Genomic DNA, 22,351 nt, shown 5'->3' with positions numbered 1-22,351 from the left:
TGCAATAACAAGAAAAAAATTAAAATTCATAATTTAAAATAATAGAACATGATTTTAGAAATGAAAGTCCCATCGCCAGGGGAATCAATAAAAGAAGTTGAAATTGCAACTTGGTTAGTTAAAGACGGAGATTATGTAGAAAAAGACCAAGCGATTGCTGAGGTTGATTCAGACAAAGCTACATTAGAATTGCCTGCTGAAGCGAGCGGAATCATTACTTTAAAAGCAGAAGTAGGCGATGCAGTAGCAGTTGGCGCTGTTGTGTGCCATATCGATACTGCTGCAGCAAAACCAGACGGTGCTGCACCAGCTCCAGTAGCAGCAGCTCCTGTTGAAGAGACCCGAGGCGCAGCCGAATCGAGCGCAGCTAAAAAAGTGGAGGCTGCGCCTGCACCAGTTGCAGCTCCAGCAGCAACATACGCTTCAGGTACGCCATCTCCAGCAGCAAGAAAAATATTAGACGAAAAAAATATAGCTCCAGAATCCATAACAGGAACAGGTAAAGCAGGAAGAATCACTAAGGAAGATGCTGTAAATGCAGTGCCTTCTATGGGAACGCCTACAGGTGGATCTCGTGGTACAGAACGTACTAAATTATCAATGTTACGTCGTAAAGTAGCAGAGCGATTGGTAGCTGCTAAAAACGAAACGGCCATGTTGACTACTTTTAACGAAGTAAACATGACGCCAATAAACTTGATTCGTAACGAGTACAAAGATGATTTTAAAGCAAAACATGGTGGTGTAAGTTTAGGGTACATGTCGTTTTTTACAAAAGCGGTAACTAGAGCATTGCAGTTGTATCCAGATGTAAACTCTATGATGGATGGCGATTACAAAGTAGCTTACGATTTTTGCGATATTTCTATTGCTGTATCTGGACCAAAAGGTTTAATGGTACCAGTTGTTCGTAACGCGGAGAATTTAACTTTCCGTGGTGTTGAAGCTGAGATTAAGCGTTTGGCTTTAAGAGCACGTGACGGGCAAATCACAGTAGATGATATGACTGGAGGAACATTTACAATCACGAATGGTGGTGTATTTGGTTCTATGTTGTCAACTCCAATCATCAACCCACCACAATCAGGAATTTTAGGAATGCACAACATTATTGAGCGTCCAATTGCTGTAAATGGTAAAGTTGAAATTCACCCAATGATGTATGTAGCACTTTCATATGACCACAGAATTATTGATGGCCGTGAGTCTGTAGGTTTCTTAGTGGCTGTTAAAGAAGCACTAGAAAACCCAATGGAATTATTGATGGATAACAATCCTAAAAAAGCTTTAGAACTATAGTTTTAAAGTTTTATAATAAATAAAAAATCCTGTTTAGTGTTTCTAAACAGGATTTTTTATTTATTTGTAATACTAACTACTACTATTTATGGCATCAAATAAAAAACAGGCCGCTATCAGCTTTATTTTCATTACAATGTTAATTGATATAACTGGTTGGGGAATTATAATTCCAGTTATTCCAAAATTGATTAAAGAATTAATTAATGGTGATGTTAGTGATGCAGCAAAACATGGTGGTTGGTTAACATTTGCTTACGCGATAACTCAATTTATGTTTGCACCTTTAATTGGTAATTTGAGTGATAAATTTGGTAGAAGACCCATAATTTTAATTTCGCTTTTTGCCTTTTCACTAGATTATATATTGTTGGCGTTTGCCCCAACGATTACATGGTTATTCGTAGGAAGAGTAATTGCAGGATTAACAGGAGCGAGTATTTCAACCGCTTCAGCATACATAGCCGATGTGAGTACGCCAGAAAACAGAGCTAAAAACTTCGGAATGATTGGTGTGGCTTTTGGTCTCGGATTTATAATTGGACCTGTTGTTGGAGGAGTTTTGGGGCAATTCGGATCTAGAATTCCGTTTTATGCGGCAGCCGTCTTATGTATGTTAAATTTCTTGTATGGTTATTTTATTTTGCCCGAGTCATTATCAAAAGAAAATAGGAGACCCGTTAATTTAAAAAGAGCCAATCCAATTGGTGCTTTTTTGAATTTAAAGAAATACCCATCGTTATATGGATTATTGATTGCTTTGTTTTTGATTTATGTTGGATCACACGCTGTAGAAAGCAATTGGAGTTATTTCACGATGTACAAATTTAGTTGGGACGAAAAAATGGTAGGCATTTCGCTCGGCGTTGTTGGGGTTTTAGTTAGTCTTGTTCAAGGTGGATTGATACGATGGACTAGCCGAAAATTAGGAAATGAAAAAAGTATTTATGTTGGTATGATATTATATACGATTGGAATGCTTTTGTTTGCTTTTGCTTCAGCGGGTTGGATGATGTTTCTCTTCTTGGTTCCATATTGTCTTGCTGGTATTGCTGGTCCAGCATTGCGAGCTATAATTTCAAACCATGTTTTACCATCAGAGCAAGGGGAAATTCAAGGTACAATTGCAAGTTTAATGAGCGCTGCAACAATTATTGGTCCGCCAGTAATGTCAGGTCTATTTTATTATTTTACACATAAAGGCGCGCCCTTTGAATTTGCGGGAATGCCATTTATTCTTGGGGGTTTATTGATGATGATAAGTGGTGTTGTTGCTTATTTTTCGTTGAAAAAGTATAATGTTTCAAATACAAGCAGTGGTTGTAGTAATCAATAATTGCTTTTCCTTTTTGTAACACATCGGCGCCAATGATGCCGTGTACTGGTTTGGCCTTGTGTTGGGTTAAAGCTTCGTTTACATGCGACAAATCAAAAATAACAAGGCTGAACGCATCGTCTTTCCATCGACCTAATTGCAAGTGATTGTGCATCGCTTGTTGTGTGTACATGCCGGTAGCGCCTGCGCCAGCTGCTTTTGTTTTAGAGTTTTTAGCTTGTAGTAAAAACAATTCAATACTTTCAAAACCCACGCAACTGTTTGAGGCGCCTGTATCAAGAATAAAACTTCCTACAATGCCATTTATCTTAGCTTTTATAAGTAAATGTTGCGTTTTGGTAATCGTAAATTTTACTTTTTGGTAGTTTTCTTTTTTCAGAATTTCGTGCAGGTTCTTCATTAACGATAAGCTTGGATTACAAAAGCATTGAAATACAAATATAGGCGAACCATTAATTAGTTGTTCGACTTTTCGAATGCCAAAAGAATCTTTTTAAAAGCATTTCCTAGCCCGGTTTTATTCATGTAATTTTGCAACCTTAAAATTACAACTTTTGGAAACCAATATCACTATTACGGATACTCACACGCACTTGTACTCAGAAGAATTTGAGCAAGACCAACACGAGATGATGCAACGCGCTATAAATGTAGGAGTAAGCCGTTTTTTTATTCCCGCAATCGATTCTACTTGTACAGAAGCAATGTATGAATTGGAGAAAAACTATCCAGAAAATGTTTTCTTGATGATGGGTTTGCATCCTACTTATGTAAAAGATAATTACGAAGACGAATTGCAACATGTGGCCCAAGAATTAGCCAAGCGAAAGTTTTATGCGGTTGGCGAAATAGGAATCGATTTGTATTGGGACAAAACCCATTTGCCACAGCAACAAGATGCTTTTAGAAGGCAAATTAAGTTAGCCAAAGAATACAAATTGCCAATAGTGATTCATTGTAGAGAGGCTTTTGATGAAATTTTTGAAATATTAGAAGAAGAAAAATCAGCTGATTTGTTTGGTATTTTTCATTGCTTTTCGGGTACTTATGAGCAAGCTTTACAGGCCATTTCGTATAATATGAAACTGGGTATTGGCGGTGTGGTTACTTTTAAAAACGGAAAAATTGATCAGTTTTTAAATCAAATCGATTTAGAGCATATTGTCTTGGAGACGGATGCGCCGTATTTAGCGCCCGTTCCTTACCGAGGAAAAAGAAACGAAAGCAGTTACATTGTTAGTGTCGCAGAAAAATTAGCACAAATTTACGGCCGGACTGTAGCTGAAATTGCAACCCAAACTACCGCAAATTCTATAGCTGTATTTGGAGTATAACCTCATGAATAATTCATCTCAACAGCAGTTTTGATGTGAGTAAGTGGTTTGGTAGCTGAAAGTAATCCATCAATTGAGGAAACAAGCTTTCATTGGTCTTTGATTAAAATTAGAAATAAAACAAAAAAGCAGGCCTTTTATGTTAATTATGCAAAAATCAGGGGCTGACTTTAGGATTTAAACTAGAATTGACCTTAATTTCATATTTTTTTTGTTCATTTGCCCACACAAAAATTGAGAACCAAATGCAGAAATTTGACGCTATTCGTCCTTTTTATGACTCCGAAATAAACGAAGCACTTCATAATGTGGCTAATCATCCGATGATGAAAGCCTTGATGAATTTTACCTTTCCTGATGTTGAGGATTCCGTTTGGAAAGAGCAACTTCGTAAAACGCACTCTATTCGTGATTTTCAATGTAATTTTATTTACCAATCGGTACAAAAGGTTCTTGAGAAAAGTTCAGAGGGAATTACCACTTCGGGCTTTGAAAATTTAGAACCCAACACTTCCTATTTGTTCGTTTCGAATCACCGTGATATTTTATTGGATACTACTTTACTCAACACAGCATTGTTTGAGCACGGTTTAGTGATGACCGCATCGGCAATTGGAGATAATTTAGTAAAAAAAGCATTTTTAAACACACTCGCTAAACTCAACAGAAATTTTTTGGTACAACGCGGTTTAACGCCTCGTGAGATGCTACAAAGTTCTAAATTGCTATCAGAGTACATCGGTAATTTATTGGTTCATGAAAATCGTTCGGTGTGGATTGCGCAACGCGAAGGACGCACCAAAGACGGTAATGACGAGACTAATCCTGGTGTTTTAAAAATGCTTGGTATGGCATCTGATGAAAAAGAACCGATGGATTATTTTAAGAAATTAAAAATAGTTCCAGTTGCTATTTCGTATGAATACGATCCTACCGATGCGCTAAAAATGCCGCAGCTTATGGCTGAAGCCAATAATGAAGTATACGTAAAGGATAAAAACGAAGATTTCATGACTATTTTGAGTGGTGCTTTGGGACAGAAAAAAAGAATTCACATTCATGTAGGAACGGTTATCGATACTGAAATTGATACTATCAAAGCAGCTAATGATAGTGCTAACAAGCAAGTTGTAGCGCTAGCTCAAGTGATAGATGATGCTATTTTGAGTAATTACAAGTTGTGGCCAACTAATTTTATTGCTCATGATTTGGTGCATAAAAGCAATGAATATGCACACAAGTATACTGAAAACGAAAAATCATTATTCGAACGTCGATTAGAGATGCGTATTGATCATGACAATCAAGTGGCCCTTGATGGATTTTTGGCCATGTACGCTAATCCGGTTACCAATCAATTAAAATACCACGATGTCGTATAAAGCTAAAATATTATTACTCTACACGGGCGGTACCATTGGTATGAGTAAGGATTTTGAAACGGGTGCGCTCAAGGCTTTTAACTTTAATAAATTATTGCAGCGCATACCAGAATTGAAGCAATTAGATTGTGAAATTGAAACTATTTCGTTCGAAAATCCAATCGATTCTAGTAATATGAACCCACAAGAATGGGCCAAAATTGCTACTGTTATTGCAGATAATTACGAGTTGTTTGACGGCTTTGTAGTTTTACACGGATCGGATACTATGTCGTACTCCGCCTCGGCATTGAGTTTTATGCTCGAAAATTTGGCTAAGCCTGTAATTTTCACTGGTTCGCAATTGCCAATAGGTGATTTGCGTACCGATGCGAAAGAAAATTTAATTACTGCCATACAAATTGCCTCCTTACGTACCGAAAATGGTCCCGTGATTAGTGAAGTAGGCTTGTATTTTGAATATAAACTTTATCGTGGCAACCGCACAACCAAGATTAACGCAGAGCATTTTCGTGCTTTTACTTCGCCAAATTATCCGCAGTTGGTAGAGTCAGGAGTGCATTTAAAGTGGAATGAAGAGTTGTTTTGGACAAGTCCGCAACCTGCTGCGCCACTTTTGGTTCATAAAAACCTTGATAACAACGTAGCAATAGTAAAGATGTTTCCGGGCATGAGTGAAGCTGTGCTCAAAGCAATATTGAATATTCCCGATTTAAAAGGAATTGTACTTGAAACCTACGGAGCAGGAAATGCTTCTACCGAAGATTGGTTTTTAGCCTTATTGCAAAAAGCTATTAGCAGCGGTTTGCATATTGTGAATGTAACCCAATGCTCAGGCGGAAGTGTGAATATGGGGCAGTACGAAACCAGTACCAACATGAAAGAAATAGGCGTGATTTCAGGAAAAGACATCACTACTGAGGCTGCCATTACTAAGTTGATGTACCTTTTGGGACAAAGCATTCCGGCTAAGGATTTTAAAGAAATTTTTGAAACTTCTTTGCGCGGAGAGATGATATAATCTGTGGTTTTGCTTTTGTAAGTCATATTTTTTTATGTTATTTGCAAACCAATTTTAGAGAGGTGTCCGAGTGGTTGAAGGAGCTAGCCTGGAAAGCTAGTATATGGGTAACTGTATCGAGGGTTCGAATCCCTTCCTCTCTGCAAAAAAAAATAATGCTTTCCGCAAGGAGAGCATTTTTTGTTTTAAAGCGTGGCAAACTTTTTAGTTTGTCTAAGCTTTAAAACAAAAAAGGATCAGGCATGCCATGCCGAGCATTAATTTTTTTGTGAGACACCCTTTCTGGGATCAACGGAGTTAATCTCTAGCTATGTTGTGGCAAACTCTTTAGTATGGGTAAGCTATAAACCAAAAAAGGATCAGGCATGCCATGCCGAGCATTAATTTTTTTGTGAGACACCCTTTTCGGGATCGACGGATTTAATTCTTTCCGCTCTTCAGAAATAGAAATACTTCCTCAAATGGAGTTTTTTTATAATGTTAAACTTGCTACTACAGTATATTTGATTTCGATATTATAGGTGCCTGCAGGACATAAAGAGCTTGGTTTAATCCTAAATTGAATCGGTATATCTTTTCTACAGCCTATGAATTCCATAATTTTTACAGCTTGGGTAGCGTTGTTAGGGACTACAATGTAATTACCACCATTAGATGGCATTAAGTTTCTTTGACCTAAAGGTTTGATTAATAAAGTATCATAAATACTCACTGTTGGGAAACGTTGTCCGCTGTTTACAGTTGTTTTTGCTTCAATAGTTATGTTTGCTGGTGCATTAACTGAATTGATATAGACTTTATATCGATATACATTCTGTTCACAGAGAAGAGACGACGAGAGTAATAATATTGGATCTAGTACAAAACCAATTTTAGTGGCGTCAAAATTACTTTCGAATCCTACTGAAGCGTCATCAACACCTGCCTCTACCACAACTGCATTAACTGATTGCGTAAAACTCGGCATTCCTGTAACATTCAAAGTTCCTGCCAAAATTTGGGCTTGTGAATAGCTAAACGATAGCAAGAACGATACTGTTATGATAAATAAATTTTTCATTTTGGTTTTATTTAATTTCATAAATAATTTCAAATCCACTTGGTAATGATAGTCCACTTTGATTCTCTACAGTAATACGAAGATTGTAACCAGTGCCTAATCCATTTCCGGTGTAGCCGCTTGCAAAACTGTTAATCAAGATTTGTTCTGCAGAGCTTAAGGTAATTGGGCTGCTATTTTGATTAGGGATATATGACCCACCAATACTTGTTGCAGCAATGACTTGAATTTTTATCACAATCCCAGCAGGAACTATTTGGTTTGTGCGCACATAAATTTTAGCATTAGCAAAATTCACACCTCGATAGGTATAATTTAACCAAATGTTTTCATTTGTTGCAATTCCGCCAACACCAGTTGCGGGTAAACCTGCTTCTAAGGTAGTGCTGTTAAGACCAAAGCTAATAGTGTTGCTAGGGTCTGGCTCTGCATCAAGAATAGCAATGGGTTGAAGGCTCAAAGTCGCAAAGTTAGATTGTTGTCCACCTCCAAAAATGAAATTACTACTAATTGTAACATTCAATATTTCCTGAGCCCCGCAAACTGCGAAGCATAAGGTAAAAAGAGCCGCTAGTATATAGTCTGTATTTTTCATAATTACCCTCCTATTGTAAAGTTTTTACTTTTAAATTGTACTTTGCGTTCTTTGCCTTTTACAGGTACATTTATTGTAGTTTTTTCTCCTTCTTTTACAGTGATTTGAGTTTCTTTTTCAATTTCAAAAAACTCTTTTCCTTTGTAGCGCATAAGTTTTAATTTGTATGTTCCTGGAACGATATTTTGAAATTTGAAAACTCCTTGCGCATTCGACTCTACGTTGTACGTGAAGTTCTCATTTTCAATTCTTAAATATCCTTCTAGATTATTACCGTTGGGTCTTGACAATTCCGGAAAAACAAGAGTTCCTATTATTGTTGATGCACGTACAATTGTTATGTTTAATTCTGCTTTTTTATCCTTTTCTATAGTAACCTGAAATGGCGTTTTTGTGGCGGGAATTATTCCAAATGGAAGGGTAGACTCATCCATCAAAATGTAATTCTTTCCAAGAGGTAAGTTGTTTAACTCAAAAACTCCTTTAGCATTGGTTACAATACTTTTTCCAGCAGCTATGATTTTTATTCCTTTTACATCTATGCTTTTATCATTTACTTGAATTAAGCCATTTACTCCACCTTGCTCTAAAATTCTTTTTATTGGAACTCCAAACGAATAGGTGTAGGTTCCAAAAGCTAATAGTTCCTTTCTATTGGTTACTCCGGGATTTTCAAAATAATTAGCACGGATTTCAAATAAATGATTTTTAGCTAGATTAATCATTAACATTGCATTTATGAAATCACGTCTTAAGTAGAAGTCTTCTGGGCTGAAACCACTATTGTATGTAGCATTGAATCTAAAGTTTCTGTTGAAATTATAGTCAATCCCAACATTGTAAGTATAGAAGTTTTCATTTGCATTAATCTCATTATATCGATTGCTGTAATTGTGATTAAGACCGCTTCGAAGTGAAAAATGACTTGAAAACCGATAAGATGCATCTACAGTATGAGCATAAGTAGTTCTGTATTGCAGATCGTTACTTAATAAATTTTGTGTTTCGGCTATTCTTCCAGTAAAGCCAAAAGCAAATGCTTTACCAGTGAAAATATATCTGTAATCGATTCCAGATTCATTATAAAAATAACTTTTGGGCTCAAGTTGATCCTCTCTTGTTCTCTTATCTACACGAATATCAAAATAGCTTTTAGGACTAAAACGGTATCCTATTCTTCCGTAATAGTTTTCAAAATAGGGTTCAGCAGCAAAAAACAACGGGTTTAAACGCTTATTTACTTTAGATACGGTTTGTCCGATAACAAAATCGAATTTTCTAAATTTATAGAATAAGCTATTGTTGTACTCAATACTATTTCTAATGATTCCAAAGTAATTTTTACCTGAAAATGTAAAGCTCCCACTATAAGTCAAACCGTTCATTTTTTGGACGAGGTTAAAGAAATGAGCCTGATCAACATGTTTGTTAGTAACGCTTAGTGAAGACTCTGCGTTGATAAACGTGTTTTTTGATCTTAGCTCAAAATTAGCAGTACCAATTTGACCTTTTTCATCCAAGTTAGCTTCTATGTTTCTGTTGGCTCCCATAACAGTTCCTTTAGAGCTTTCTACTGCCAATCCTAATAAGGTATTCTTATTAAAACGATAAACAGATTTAAAACCAAATAGTGCTTCTGAATTAAAGCTGTACAATCTCGGCTTCGTAAAGAAAGCAGATAGTGTCCAATCATTTATATTTTGATCCACTCTAAATCCCATTCCAAAGCGACTATCAAAACCTAATCGATTGATATAATAGGCGTGATCGCCTAAATAAACAGTCGTGTTATTATTGTATTTATAGATTAAACTATATTGATCTGTAATACCAAAATTGATTAGATTTTTTTGTTGAGGTGCTCTGATGATTAAACTTAAGTAATGTTTTCTTTTTAAATCCAAAAATCCATCACCTAAAAATTCCCCCGCAATTGCTGAAAAATTCTTGTCTTGAAATGTATTGCTAAAATAATTCACACTTAAGCGCACAGGATATCTAAAAAATGGATCTGCTTGTTTAAGTTTTGTAGGGAACACTTTTGTATTACCGTATGCTTTGTATGACTTGCCAGAGGTTACACTCAGCGCATTCAAAGAGGTTGTGATCGTAGTAAAATCATAATATTTTGCATCAGTTTTTTGTGTTATTTCAACTGTTGCCGTCATATTTGGGCCTAGTTTAATCAATTTCTCTCCTTTAATGGTGTTTGTTGAGGATATTGAGATTTCTTGTTCTACATTACCTCTATTTTTAATTTCATATTTGGCCTCTATTATTTCTCCCGCTTGTACTTTGCCAGAAGTAAACAGGTTGTACACCTCTAGGTCTAAGTTTGGTTCAATGTTAAAAACAACTTCTTTGGAGCCAATTTTACTTCCATTTAAATTTTTAACGATAAAGGTCGCAGCAGTATTTCCTGATGGATTGTCTACCGGTATATTGAAACTGATTAACACCATTTTCTTTTGATTAGCTTCCAAGACGCCAATATCACTTATAGAAATCAAGCTCCAATTGCGAGGTAATTCTGCTACAAGTTTTAAATTAGATGTACTGTTTTCGCCGTTTTCAATTTCGATGATTAACGTATGACTTTTATTTGTTGAATAACTTTCTTTTAGGTTTAAGACACGAATTTTAATTTGTTCGGCTCCTGAAGCATTTTGTTTTTTTTCATTTTTTTCAATAATTGTGGCAGTAGAAATTTTGATATTTTCGGCTGAGGCAACACTTTTTTTATCACTTTCAGAAGTTCTTTTAGTTAAATCCTCCTTTGAATTAGTTGCTGGTACAACTTTTTGTTTGTCTACAGTTTTAGGGTTAGAAGTGTTTCCTTTTTCAGGAACTATATTGTTTGTAGTATTTTGTTTTGCACTTGATTTTGCACTCCCGTTATTGTTGTTTTTTACAGTATTTGGTTTTGATAAGCTTGTTTTCAACACCTTTATAGCAGCAAGTTTTGCATTAGCCTCTTTTGTTGGTGCTTTTGCTAATGAAGTTGTAGCGGTATTTTTTACGCTATTTATTGCTAGTTTTTTATCGTCTTGTTTTGACTGCGCCTCTTTTAATGTTACAACTCCACTAGCATTAGTATTCGTTTTTGTCACAGCAACAGAGGTTGTTTCATTTGAATCAGCGTTTGTTTTGGTTATATCTTTTGCGAAAGCACGTTGCATTGCTTGCATCTCATTTTTGGTAAACGATTTTACATCGTTTGTTTTTTTGTTATCTGCTGTAACATTTTTAGTAGTGTTTGTTTCAGTAGCAGCACTATTCGTTTTTGCCACAGCCGATGGAGCAGTTTCATTTGAATCAGAGTTTGTTTGGGTTTTATCTTTTGCGAAAGCACGTTGCATTGCTTGTATCTCATTTTTGGTAAAGGATTTTACCTCGACTGTTTTTTTGTTATCTGCTGGAGCATTTTTAGTCGTGTTTGTTTCAGTAGCAGCACTATTCGTTTTTGCCACAGCCGATGGAGCAGTTTCATTTGAATCAGAGTTTGCTTGAGTTTTATCTTTTGAGAAAGCACGTTGCATTACTTGCATCTCATTTTTGGTAAACGATTTTACATCGTTTGTTTTTTTGTTATCAGCAATTGCATTTTTAGTAGTGTTTGTTTCAATAGCATTAGTGTTCGTTTTTGCTAATGCCACAGAGGTTGTTTCATCAGTACCAGAGTTTGCTTGAGTTTTATCTTTTGAGAAAGCACGTTGCATTGCTTTTATTTCTTCTTCTGTAAATTTTTTTACATCGTTTTGGTTAGAAGCACCAGTATAAGGTTCTTTTTCTATAATTTTTGAGGTTTGTTCTGCATTTAATCTTTCGTTTGCTTGTTTCTTATAGTGATTCGATGAGTCATTATCCTCATATTGAATTGGTGTAGTAGTAGCTGTTGAAGTAGAACTCACACTTACTGTATCCAAATCGTCAGACTGCACTCCCATCCCACATCCTATGTAGAGAGGTAGAAGTAGATAGATGAGTTTATATACAGTTTTCATAGTAGTGGATTATAATTAATGTATTGAGACCCTAAACTTTAGTCTATAGCAAGACTAACGTTAGTACCTACAAATTTTTCTCTTGAGTCAGCGACCAAAAGACAGGTGTAATTTCCTTTAGGTAGTTCGGAAATGTTGATGATGTAATCTTTGCAAAAACCAGGGAATACTAAGCCTCTAATTGTTGTTTTTTGAAAGATGTTTTTGCCTTCTGAATCATAGACCTCTAAAGACAATTTTACGCCTTCGATAAATGAATTTTGATTGGCAATTTTAACTACTAAGTTTTTGTTATCTGTAGTTTTGTCAATGTCAACTTTTTGGAAATCTAAGTTTACTTCATCAAGGCTATTTACGTTTGTGATTAATGCTATAGCATATCTCATTTTTGTATTCAGACCTATGTTGTGAGCAAGTTTTTCTTTTTTAATAGGTTTGTCTATGTCAATCATTAACATGTGCCAGAAGGTGCCTCTTAATGCTTGGTCTTTTGGGATGTTGATTGTGAATCGATAGCTATATTGTTCTTTTGGATTCAGTACCTTGTCCATTAAACTTCCATCAAACCAGTTTAAAGACGATTTTAAGTGGGATTGTGTAGTTGAAAAAGTACGGTCTCCTGTGCAAGAAAAAATAGCTTCGTGTAAACTAAAGGAGACTGTTTGCTGATCGTTTGAACTGTTGAGTAGAATAACTTCGCCCTGGATTTGAGTGCCAGAGATTCCAGAATAAATATGTGTTAAACCGTTTGTTACAACAACACTTGAGTAGGTCAAATTCACGAACAAAAATAACGCGATGATTAATTGTATTTTTTTCATTTGTACGTTTATTAAGAAAATGATGGGATAGGGTTTTTTTACTCTATACTAAAGTTACTATTTAAGTTGGGGCACTGCTCGTGATTTTCGATAGTTAGCTAGTAACTACGGTTAAACGGTATTATTTAATCTGTGAACTATTTTCATAACTCAGCATGATATTGATGTGGTCTATTTTTGATGGACAATGTTGTATAAATAAGACTGCGGAGTTGCTGTTAAGCGTATTTTTAGAATTAATCCTTTAAAAAGAAAGGTTCTATACACAGTGTAAAGAACCTCTCTTGGTAAATTGTAAAAAGAAATGTAGTGCATTAAATATCTGTTAATGTATATTTGATAGTTGCACTATAATCTCCAGCACGGTACAATGCGAAGTTTCCGTTTTGTTCTAATGTGTAGGTTAATCTTACACCTCTAGCCAAATCGCCAGTGTATACACTTTCAATACTTGTTACTAATAGTGCATCAACACCAATTGCATTGGTCACTCCTAAACGTACTCCTGCAGCAGTTACCGTTCCAGCAGAATCTGTTGTACCGCCATTAGCAATAATTGATGGAGCTACAGGTGTAATTTTTAAATCTAAACTCGACGGAAATGTACTACCTGCCTCTAACTGAACATTGATCTGACGGGTTAAGTCGTATCCGTTAGAGTTTGTTGCTGTAGCTACAACACTAGTGTAATTCAAATATAAATTTGTGTAACTCAAGGCTGAAAAAGCATATAAACCTGCTTCACGGTTGACACCAGATTGTGTAGCATTCGCCATGTTAAATACAACGGTTGCAGCTTCTGTTCCGGTATTACTGTCATAAATATCTATCAGGGCAATTTCTGGTACACTCACATTTAAAAGGTGTGTAGCTGTGTTTACATCAGTGTTGTCTTGAGCATTTGCGTTGCTAGCTAATAGGGCGGCAACGGCTACGAATAGTAGGTTAACATTTTTCATAATATGGGTTTTTTGATTATTAATATATTTCAAAATTACAACCTAAGATTGTTACTAGGTTTGGTTTTTCGTTATACTGCATTGAAGTATAGATGAATAAGATCTTTTAAAAGCCTTGCTGTAAATAATGTGGGCTTATTTTACTGGTAAAAATTAAGATTTCTTATTAACCATTTGTGATTACCTAATCAGCATCCTGATTACCAAAAAATAAAGGTTCTTTACATGATGTAAAGAACCTTTAACTGTAGGTTGTAAATAGAAGTGTAGTGCATTAAATATCAGTCAAAGTATATTTGATAGTTGCACTATAATCGCCAGCACGGTAAGCCGCAAAGTTTCCATTTTGTTCTAAAGTATAGGTTAATCTTACACCTCTAGCCAAATCGCCAGTGTATACACTTTCAATACTTGTTACTAGTAGTGCATCTACACCAATTGCATTGGTTACTCCTAGAGCTACTCCTGCGGCAGTTACCGTTCCAGCAGAATCTGTTGTACCTCCATTAGCAATAATTGACGGAGCTACAGGTGTAATTCTTAAATCTAAACTCGCTGGAAATGTACTACCTGCTTCTAACTGAACATTGATCTGACGGGTTAAGTCGTATCCGTTAGAGTTTGTTGCTGTAGCCACAACACTAGTGTAATTCAAATATAAATTTGTGTAACTCAAGGCAGAAAACGCATACAAACCTGCTTCACGATTGACACCAGATTGTGTAGCATTCGCCATGTTGAATACAACGGTTGCGGCTTCTGTTCCGGTGTTACTGTCATAAATGTCTATCAGGGCAATTTCTGGTACGCTCACATTTAAAAGGTGTGTCGCAGTGTTTACATCAGTGTTGTCTTGCGCATTTACTTGTGCTGCAAATAATCCAGCAACAATTAACAATAGTAGATTAAAATTTTTCATAGTAATAGGTTTTATGGGTTTATTGAGTCAAAGTTAATTTGATGTTCCATAAAATAATTTGTTATTCGTTGAATAACAGTTTAGTATAGTTGAGTTTGTTAAATGTAGTGTTGAGTAGATTGGGCGATCAAGATTTTTAGTTACTAACAAATGTCTGGCTACTCGTTAAGGAGTTTGATTTTTATTTGTATGTCTTGAAAGATATTTTTAGGAATCTAGTGCTATCTTTGTTCTGTACTAGTTTTAAACGGAATTAATCCAAGCCATTATTCTGTTTTCACATCAAATTCATTTCAATATGCGTTTCACTATTCTTGGTTTTTTGCTTTTGTCGTTTTGTAAACTCTACTCACAGGCCGAAGGTGTGGCTCAAGATAGCCTTGTGGTCAAGGTGGATTCTTTATACCGTGAAGATCAATTTTATTTTAGCCTGACTTACAATACGCTTTCTAAAAAACCAAATGGGGTGAGTCAAAGTAAATTTTCATCTGGAATTTCTTTTGGTTTTTTGCGTGATATGCCTATTTCAAAAAACAGACAAGTTGCTGTTGCTACAGGTTTAGGTTTTACGTACAATAATTATAATCAAAATCTAGCCGTATCAGGCAGTGCACAAAATCCATCTTATGAAGTAATCGGTGCAAACACAGCTTTTGATAAAAATAAAATTTCAACTTTAACGATTGATGTGCCTTTGGAGTTCAGATGGCGAACTTCAACGTACGAAAGTCATAAGTTTTGGCGTATTTACTGCGGATTAAAATTTAGTTATTTACTAGTGGATAACGCTATTTTTGATGGAGCCGCAGGTAAAACTAAAATTTCTGGGAATAAAGATTTTAACAAACTACAGTACGGAGCGTACTTAAGCGCGGGTTACAATACGATCAACTTGTATGTTTATTATGGATTGAATCCTTTATTGGAGGCGCGAACCACCACGGCAGAGTCTTTTGCATTACAGGCTCTCAATTTTGGAGTCATTTTTTATATTTTATAACCAGAGATTCAGTAGTAATAACTGCGGAATTGATCCTATAAAAAACCCAATCAACAACTCTTTGTACGTATGCGCGTTCATCTCTAAGCGAGAAGATGCTACCAAGCCATTCGTAACAATAAGTAGGGCAATCAAAAAAATGTACGGTATTTGAAAATGCATACTGCATCCAATTACAAAAACAGTCAATGAACTGATTCCTATCAGGTGTAAACTGGCTTTTACGCGTATAAAAAGTAACAAAAGCGCGATCAAACTACTCAAAAGTCCGCCCAATAAAAAAAAGTGGAATTCAGGATAATCAACAATGGTAATGTTTTTTTTGATCAGTAACAGCAATAAAAAACAATGTAATACAAGTGGAATTTTCCTTTCTCCAATGTTTTTTGCCATAATGGTTTTTATCTGTCCAGTAGCGCGCAGTAAATAGTAGGCAACTATTGGCAGTAAAACTGTGGTTACAAGCACTTGTCCAAAAACAAATAGTCTTTGAGTTGTAGAAAAATCAATGTCAGTCCCGAAAAAATAGAACAACGCAGCCATTGCCGGTATAAATATCGGATGAAAAATATAGGAAAATAGTGGAAGTATTTTTTTTAAAGTCATTTTGGTCAAAAAACAAATATAACAAAAGTCAAATGATTGGCAGCTCACCTCGAATCAGTTTAACAATAAGTAAACTTTTTTTTTAAAGGTGCTGATTCATTTAATCCTAAAAAGAATGGTATTTTTGACTATATTTTGATTGGCTTTTTCGCCCGTTAACTTAGATTTTTATAATCCGTGCTTACTCATGAATTCAAATTCTTTACCCATTGCTTTTGAAATAACCAAAAAAGGTATTGTTACTGCTGATGGTTCGTTGTTAGATCACATTTCAATTGATAGTAGATCACTTCAAAATGGCAAGCAAACGCTTTTCTTTGCATTGGCAGGGAGTAATAATGATGCGCATCAATACATTCCAGATTTGATTCAGCAAGGGGTACAGCATTTTGTAGTTCAGCATATATCGCCTGAGTATCAAAATTCAGCTCACTTTTATGTCGTGCAGGACACGCGAAAGGCTTTGCAAGAAGTGGCAGCGCAGTATCGCGAGCTTTTTCATTTTCCTATTATTGGTATTACGGGAAGCAACGGAAAAACAATCGTTAAGGAATGGCTGAATTTTCTATTGAGCCCTGATTTTAATGTTATTCGAAGCCCAAAGAGTTATAACTCGCAAATTGGAGTCCCACTTTCGGTATTAGGGATTAACGAAAAACATAATCTGGGAATTTTTGAAGCCGGGATTTCTACCATAAATGAAATGCAACAATTGCAGCAAATTGTGCAACCTACCATTGGCGTTCTCACGAATATTGGCTCGGCTCATGATGAAGGATTTACGAGTCGTGAACAAAAAATTATTGAAAAACTACAACTTTTTAAAAATGCTGAGGTACTTATTTACAACAAAAATTCAGTTGTTGATTTGTATCTTCCAAAAAATATAAAAGCACTTTCGTGGAGTTTGACGGATGTTACTGCAAATGTATTTTTGTCAAAAAAGGCGATTGGCAACGGTACGCAACTCAGTGTGACTTATGAAGCAATTCAGTTTGAAGTGGAGATCCCTTTTCAAGACGAAGCTTCTATCGAAAATGCAGTTTCAGCCTTGATGGTTTTATTGCATTTAAAGTATGATGCAGCAACTATACAACAACGAATGGCCTTGCTGTACCCGGTTGAAATGCGTTTGAAAGTAAAAAACGGAATCAACAGCTGCAGTTTGATTGATGATAGTTACAGCTCTGATTACCAATCGTTGAAAATTGCTTTGGATTTTTTAGAAAGTCAAAAGCAATACCAAAATAAAACCATCATTTTATCAGATATTTTCCAAAGCGGATTGCCTCAAGAGGAGCTGTATGAAAAAGTGGCAAGGTTAATTGTGGCGCATAAAATAGAACGTGTAATTGGTATTGGAACAACCATTTCACAGTTTCAAAATCAGTTTAGCCAAGCCACTGTTTATCCCGATACAGCTTCGTTTATTGCCGATTTTGAGCAACTTGATTTTTCGAACGAAACCATTTTGATAAAAGGAGCACGCTCTTTTGCCTTTGAACAAATTGTACAATTGCTCGAAGAGAAAACCCATGAAACCGTACTCGAAATTAATTTGAATGCCATCACACACAATTTGAACTTTTTTAAATCAAAGTTGCAAGCTGATGTTAAAGTAATGGTGATGGTCAAAGCTTTTGGTTACGGAAACGGAGGTCTTGAAATTGCCAAATTATTAGAATTCAATAAGGTGAATTACCTAGGTGTGGCTTTCGCCGATGAAGGAATAGCGCTTAAAAATGGCGGAATTAAAGTACCAATTATGGTTTTAAATCCTGAGAGTACTAGCTTTTCAGCGATTATTCAGCATGGTATTGAGCCCGAGATTTATTCTTTAAAAGGACTACAGGCATTTTTAAAATTAGCCAAACAAAAAGACTTAAGCCGTTTTCCAATTCACATCAAGATCGATACCGGAATGCATCGCTTGGGTTTTGAGAAAGACACAATACCTGATTTAATAGCTGCTTTGCACGACAACGAGCACGTGACTGTTAAAAGCATTTTATCCCATTTAGCCACGAGTGATGATGCCAAACACTTTGATTTTGTGCAGCAACAAATTTCACTTTTTGACGAATTGTCAACTCAAATTTGCAATGAGTTAAAAATAAAACCATTTCGGCATATTTTGAATACTTCGGGAATTAGTAATTTTCCGAATGCGCAGTTTGATATGGTTCGCTTGGGTATTGGTTTGTACGGCGTTTCAAATGATCCCGAAGAACAAAAACAACTAGAAAATGTAGGGACTTTAAAATCGATTATTTCACAAATTAGAACGATTTCAGCGGGCGAAAGCGTAGGTTATGGCAGACGATTCATGGCTGAAGTGCCTACAAAGATTGCCACCATACCAATAGGATATGCCGACGGAATTTCCAGAGCATGGGGTAATGAAGTAGGCCATGTTTTGATTAAAAACAAAAAAGCACCAATCATTGGCAGTGTTTGTATGGATATGCTGATGGTGAACGTTACTGATATTGACTGCTCAGAAGGCGATGTTGTAATTGTTTTTGGCGAAAATTTATCAGTGACTTACATTGCAAATCGTTTACATACGATTGCTTACGAAGTGCTTACGGCCATTTCACAGCGCGTAAAAAGAGTATTTTATCGTGTTTAGTTATTTTTTTGTTAAAATTTTTAGGCTTATGTTAAAATTTTAACTAAGTTCGTCTCACAAATAAACTTAACCTAAAACAGAAACGTATGGGAATGATTTCAGAATTTAAAGAATTTATTGCAAAAGGTAATGTAATGGATTTAGCAGTCGGAGTGATCATAGGAGCTGCTTTCAGCGCCATTGTAAACTCATTAGTAGCTGACGTAATTACGCCTGCATTATTAAATCCAGCATTAAAAGCTGCACAAGTTGAAAATTTAGCTGAACTAAAAACAGATGGCGGAATTTTATACGGTAAATTCCTTGCAGCTGTTATTAGTTTTCTAGTAATTGCATTTGTAATTTTTCTAATTGTAAAAGCAATAAACAGCATGAAGAAAAAAGAGGTGCCAGCTCCTGCTGCTCCTGCTGGACCAACGCAAGAAGAATTGTTAATGCAAATTAGAGACTTGTTAAAAAAGTAATTTCCGCTACATTATATATTCTAACTAAACCGCCACGTAATTGTGGCGGTTTTTCTTTGCGCTATATTGACTAGAAAAACCAACTAAATTTTTCTCCAGTCATATGTACCAAAAAGTCAATAGTTTTTCTTTTTATGACGTTTCCCGCCGCGGCGGGTCGGGCTTTTCGCTGCAATCTTTTTTCGGCTAAAAAGCCTCAAAAAGGATTTCCACTTCAATCCCTAACGCAACACTCGGTCAAAAAGTCGCATTTTAAATAAGTAATTATTCTTCTTTACCACAGATTTCACTGATTACCACAGATTAGCTTGTTGTGTAATTTTAGAAATCTTTTTCATCCTTTTAATCAGTGGCAAAACTCTTTTTAATAATTTTAGGTAAATGGCTACCGGCTCAAATAAAAGCAAAAAATTTAATGTCAAATTTTCTCCGCCACAGATTTCACTGATTAACACAGATTAGCTTGTTGTGTAATTTTAGAAATCTTTTTCATCCTTTTAATCAGTGGCAAAACTCTTTATAATAATTTAGGTAAATGTCTACCGGATCAAATAAAAGCAAAAAATTTAATGTCAAATTTTCTCCGCCACAGATTTCACTGATTAACACAGATTAGCTTGTTGTGTAATTTTAGAAATCTTTTTCATCCTTTTAATCAGTGGCAAAACTCTTTTTAATAATTTAGGTAAATGTCTACCGGCTCAAATAAAAGCAAAAAATTTAATGTCAAATTTTCTCCGCCACAGATTTCACTGATTAACACAGATTAGCTTGTTGTGTAATTTTAGAAATCTTTTTCATCCTTTTAATCAGTGGCAAAACTCTTTATAATAATTTAGGTAAATGTCTACCGGATCAAATAAAAGCAAAAAATTTAATGTCAAATTTTCTCCGCCACAGATTTCACTGATTAACACAGATTAGCTTGTTGTGTAATTTTAGAAATCTTTTTCATCCTTTTAATCAGTGGCAAAACTCTTTTTAATAATTTAGGTAAATGTCTACCGGCTCAAATAAAAACAAAAAATTTAATGTCAAATTTTCTCCGCCACAGATTTCACAGATTAGTTGGTTATGTAATTTTAGAAATCTTTTTAATCCTTTTAATCTGTGGCAAAATTCGATTGATTGCGATCATATATCTTTCTCGCTATTTAAATTCCTTGATATATTTAATTTTCTTAATGTTTCAAGAAATTTTAAATGTATTGTTTGTTGCTCCATTATTAAAGATTGTTTTTCAATAACTTTAGTTTTGTTGATTGACAAATAGTGATTAAGTCTGAATTGTTACAAATTAAACATTTTGTTATTTTTTGTGAATGCAATTGTGGTACAGTCAATAATGTTTACTTTTGTCCTTTAAATGTAATACTCAATCAAAAATATACTATGAAAATAGCAGTTGTTGGTGCCACCGGAATGGTTGGTGAAGTGATGTTAAAAGTGCTTGCAGAGCGCAATTTTATTGGAGCAACAGACGAATTAATTCTTGTGGCTTCTGAACGTTCTGTAGGGAAAGAAATTGCTTTTAACGGAAAAAATTATTCAGTAGTTGGTTTGCAAACTGCAGTCGATTTGAAAGCGGATATTGCTTTGTTTTCGGCTGGAGGAGAAACTTCTTTAGAGTGGGCTCCAAAATTTGCAGCAGCAGGAACTACCGTAATTGATAACTCTTCTGCTTGGAGAATGGATCCAACTAAAAAACTAATTGTTCCTGAAATCAACGCTGACCAACTTACGGCTGATGATAAAATCATCGCGAATCCAAATTGCTCTACTATTCAAATGGTGTTGGTATTAGCTCCATTACACCGCAAATACAATATCAAACGTGTCATTGTTTCTACTTACCAATCGATCACCGGAACAGGAGTAAAAGCGGTGCAACAATTAGAGAACGAGTACGCAGGAGTGCAAGGCGATATGGCTTATAAATATCCAATTCATAGAAATGCTATCCCACAATGCGACTCTTTCGAAGAGAACGGTTACACTAAAGAAGAAATGAAATTGGTGCGCGAAACCAAAAAGATTTTAAGTGATAATACGATTGCTGTAACGGCTACCGCCGTGCGTGTTCCTGTTGTAGGTGGACACAGTGAGGCGGTAAATGTAGAGTTTTCAAATGATTTTGATTTGAGCGAAGTACGTTCTATTTTGCACCACACAGATGGTGTGGTACTTCAAGATAATATCGATGCGTTTACTTATCCAATGCCGTTGTATGCCGAAGGTAAAGATGCTGTTTTTGTAGGTAGAATTCGTCGTGACGAAAGCCAAGAAAACACCTTAAACATGTGGATAGTTGCTGATAACTTGCGTAAAGGTGCTGCTACAAATACCATTCAAATTGCTGAATATTTAGTTGCCAATAAATTAGTATAAAACACAAATTGATCACATTTGATTAGCAAAATTGTTAAATGTGTCTCTTTTTTTTGCGATTTTAGAATCCATTTGTTGAAACAAAGTTTATATTTTGTGAAAACAAATGGATTTCTGTTTTAGGATTGTTATATTTGCCCACCATGAAAAACAAGTTTTCTATCGTAAGTCTCGTGCTCACCGTGACAGTATTGTGCTCAATGCTGTTTCAATCTGTGCACAAATACGAGCATATAGCTACACAACTTGCGGAAGTTCATTGTACACATGAAAAAAAATCAGCTACTGAAATCACACACCAACATGATGGTTATGACTTTTGCGGTATTTGCGCTTTTAAAGTAAGTACTTTTACTTTTTTATTTCCATCTAAAATTTCAATTGAAAACTTTGATTTAGTAACACAAAAAACCGTTGTTATTTCCACTGAAATCAACAGTTTCTATAAAGGGAGCCTTTTTGCGCTTCGAGCACCACCTTTGTCCTAGAACGAATATTTATTATCATACATTTTCGAATTTAGAAAATGTA

General features: G+C 35.4%; 18 protein-coding genes and 1 tRNA gene. 11 read left to right on the top strand and 8 right to left on the bottom strand.

The features are described from left to right. Window positions 1-48 precede the first annotated feature (48 nt). Together odhB and L1S34_RS11225 are read left to right on the top strand one after the other, a co-directional pair. The gene (odhB, locus tag L1S34_RS11230) at window positions 49-1,299 is read left to right on the top strand and encodes a 2-oxoglutarate dehydrogenase complex dihydrolipoyllysine-residue succinyltransferase (protein ID WP_236364088.1); all 1,251 of its coding nucleotides are present in this window, start codon (window positions 49-51) and stop codon (window positions 1,297-1,299) included. A gap of 88 nt (window positions 1,300-1,387) precedes the next feature. After that, a complete protein-coding gene (locus L1S34_RS11225; RefSeq protein ID WP_236364087.1) occupies window positions 1,388-2,635 on the top strand; it encodes a TCR/Tet family MFS transporter in 1,248 nt (415 codons plus the stop codon). Here the strand turns inward: L1S34_RS11225 and L1S34_RS11220 are convergent. Continuing rightward, a complete protein-coding gene (locus tag L1S34_RS11220) occupies window positions 2,532-3,035 on the bottom strand; it encodes a retropepsin-like aspartic protease (protein WP_166135599.1) in 504 nt (167 codons plus the stop codon). The genes L1S34_RS11225 and L1S34_RS11220 overlap by 104 nt on opposite strands. A 166-nt stretch (window positions 3,036-3,201) precedes the next feature. Here L1S34_RS11220 and L1S34_RS11215 point away from each other — a divergent pair, with 166 nt between their 5' ends. From L1S34_RS11215 to L1S34_RS11200, 4 genes are all read left to right on the top strand, one after another. Beyond that, window positions 3,202-3,969, top strand: a complete 768-nt coding sequence (locus tag L1S34_RS11215) for a TatD family hydrolase (protein WP_236364102.1) — start codon at window positions 3,202-3,204, stop codon at window positions 3,967-3,969. 245 nt (window positions 3,970-4,214) lie between these two features. Continuing rightward, window positions 4,215-5,351, top strand: a complete 1,137-nt coding sequence (locus tag L1S34_RS11210; protein ID WP_236364086.1) for a 1-acyl-sn-glycerol-3-phosphate acyltransferase — start codon at window positions 4,215-4,217, stop codon at window positions 5,349-5,351. After that, on the top strand, window positions 5,341-6,372 hold the full coding sequence (locus L1S34_RS11205) for an asparaginase (protein ID WP_236364085.1): 1,032 nt from the start codon (window positions 5,341-5,343) through the stop codon (window positions 6,370-6,372). Before L1S34_RS11210 ends, L1S34_RS11205 begins: the two co-directional genes overlap by 11 nt. A 56-nt stretch (window positions 6,373-6,428) precedes the next feature. Next, a tRNA-Ser gene (locus tag L1S34_RS11200) sits at window positions 6,429-6,515 on the top strand. 329 nt (window positions 6,516-6,844) lie between these two features. On the opposite strand, the gene L1S34_RS11195 is transcribed toward L1S34_RS11200, so the two are convergent. The 6 genes from L1S34_RS11195 to L1S34_RS11170 form a co-directional block, all read right to left on the bottom strand. Continuing rightward, entirely contained in the window at window positions 6,845-7,432 is a 588-nt protein-coding gene (locus L1S34_RS11195; protein ID WP_210790419.1) for a hypothetical protein, read from the bottom strand. Between the two features lie 7 nt (window positions 7,433-7,439). Next, the gene (locus L1S34_RS11190) at window positions 7,440-8,027 is read right to left on the bottom strand and encodes a hypothetical protein (RefSeq protein ID WP_210790422.1); all 588 of its coding nucleotides are present in this window, start codon (window positions 8,025-8,027) and stop codon (window positions 7,440-7,442) included. Window positions 8,028-8,029: 2 nt separating this feature from the next. Then, window positions 8,030-12,031: a hypothetical protein gene (locus tag L1S34_RS11185; protein ID WP_236364084.1), complete on the bottom strand. Its 4,002-nt coding sequence runs from the start codon at window positions 12,029-12,031 to the stop codon at window positions 8,030-8,032. A 38-nt stretch (window positions 12,032-12,069) separates the two neighbouring features. Beyond that, window positions 12,070-12,852, bottom strand: coding sequence for a hypothetical protein (locus tag L1S34_RS11180; protein WP_236364083.1), 783 nt, complete (start codon window positions 12,850-12,852; stop codon window positions 12,070-12,072). Between the two features lie 314 nt (window positions 12,853-13,166). Continuing rightward, window positions 13,167-13,811 (bottom strand): hypothetical protein, encoded by a 645-nt coding sequence (locus tag L1S34_RS11175; RefSeq protein WP_236364082.1) that lies wholly within the window; start codon window positions 13,809-13,811, stop codon window positions 13,167-13,169. 274 nt (window positions 13,812-14,085) lie between these two features. Next, window positions 14,086-14,730: a hypothetical protein gene (locus L1S34_RS11170; RefSeq protein ID WP_236364081.1), complete on the bottom strand. Its 645-nt coding sequence runs from the start codon at window positions 14,728-14,730 to the stop codon at window positions 14,086-14,088. Window positions 14,731-15,028: 298 nt separating this feature from the next. On the opposite strand from L1S34_RS11170, the gene L1S34_RS11165 reads away from it, so the two are divergent. After that, a complete protein-coding gene (locus tag L1S34_RS11165) occupies window positions 15,029-15,730 on the top strand; it encodes a porin family protein (protein ID WP_236364080.1) in 702 nt (233 codons plus the stop codon). Here the strand turns inward: L1S34_RS11165 and L1S34_RS11160 are convergent. After that, entirely contained in the window at window positions 15,725-16,336 is a 612-nt protein-coding gene (locus tag L1S34_RS11160) for a hypothetical protein (RefSeq protein ID WP_236364079.1), read from the bottom strand. The two genes, L1S34_RS11165 and L1S34_RS11160, sit on opposite strands and share 6 nt — an antisense overlap. A gap of 187 nt (window positions 16,337-16,523) precedes the next feature. Between L1S34_RS11160 and L1S34_RS11155 the strand changes: the two genes are divergently transcribed. From L1S34_RS11155 to L1S34_RS11140, 4 genes are all read left to right on the top strand, one after another. Next, the gene (locus L1S34_RS11155) at window positions 16,524-18,968 is read left to right on the top strand and encodes a bifunctional UDP-N-acetylmuramoyl-tripeptide:D-alanyl-D-alanine ligase/alanine racemase (protein ID WP_236364078.1); all 2,445 of its coding nucleotides are present in this window, start codon (window positions 16,524-16,526) and stop codon (window positions 18,966-18,968) included. A gap of 86 nt (window positions 18,969-19,054) precedes the next feature. Further along, complete coding sequence (mscL, locus tag L1S34_RS11150) at window positions 19,055-19,432, top strand: large conductance mechanosensitive channel protein MscL (protein ID WP_166135638.1); 378 nt, start codon at window positions 19,055-19,057, stop codon at window positions 19,430-19,432. Window positions 19,433-20,824: 1,392 nt separating this feature from the next. Then, window positions 20,825-21,820 (top strand): aspartate-semialdehyde dehydrogenase, encoded by a 996-nt coding sequence (locus L1S34_RS11145; protein WP_166135641.1) that lies wholly within the window; start codon window positions 20,825-20,827, stop codon window positions 21,818-21,820. A gap of 143 nt (window positions 21,821-21,963) precedes the next feature. After that, window positions 21,964-22,308, top strand: a complete 345-nt coding sequence (locus L1S34_RS11140; protein WP_166135644.1) for a hypothetical protein — start codon at window positions 21,964-21,966, stop codon at window positions 22,306-22,308. Window positions 22,309-22,351: the final 43 nt, after the last annotated feature.

The organism is Flavobacterium sp. K77 (assembly GCF_021608205.1).
In the GTDB taxonomy this organism is placed as follows: Bacteria; Bacteroidota; Bacteroidia; order Flavobacteriales; family Flavobacteriaceae; genus Flavobacterium; species Flavobacterium turcicum.
This window is presented reverse-complemented; position numbering and strand designations above follow the sequence as displayed.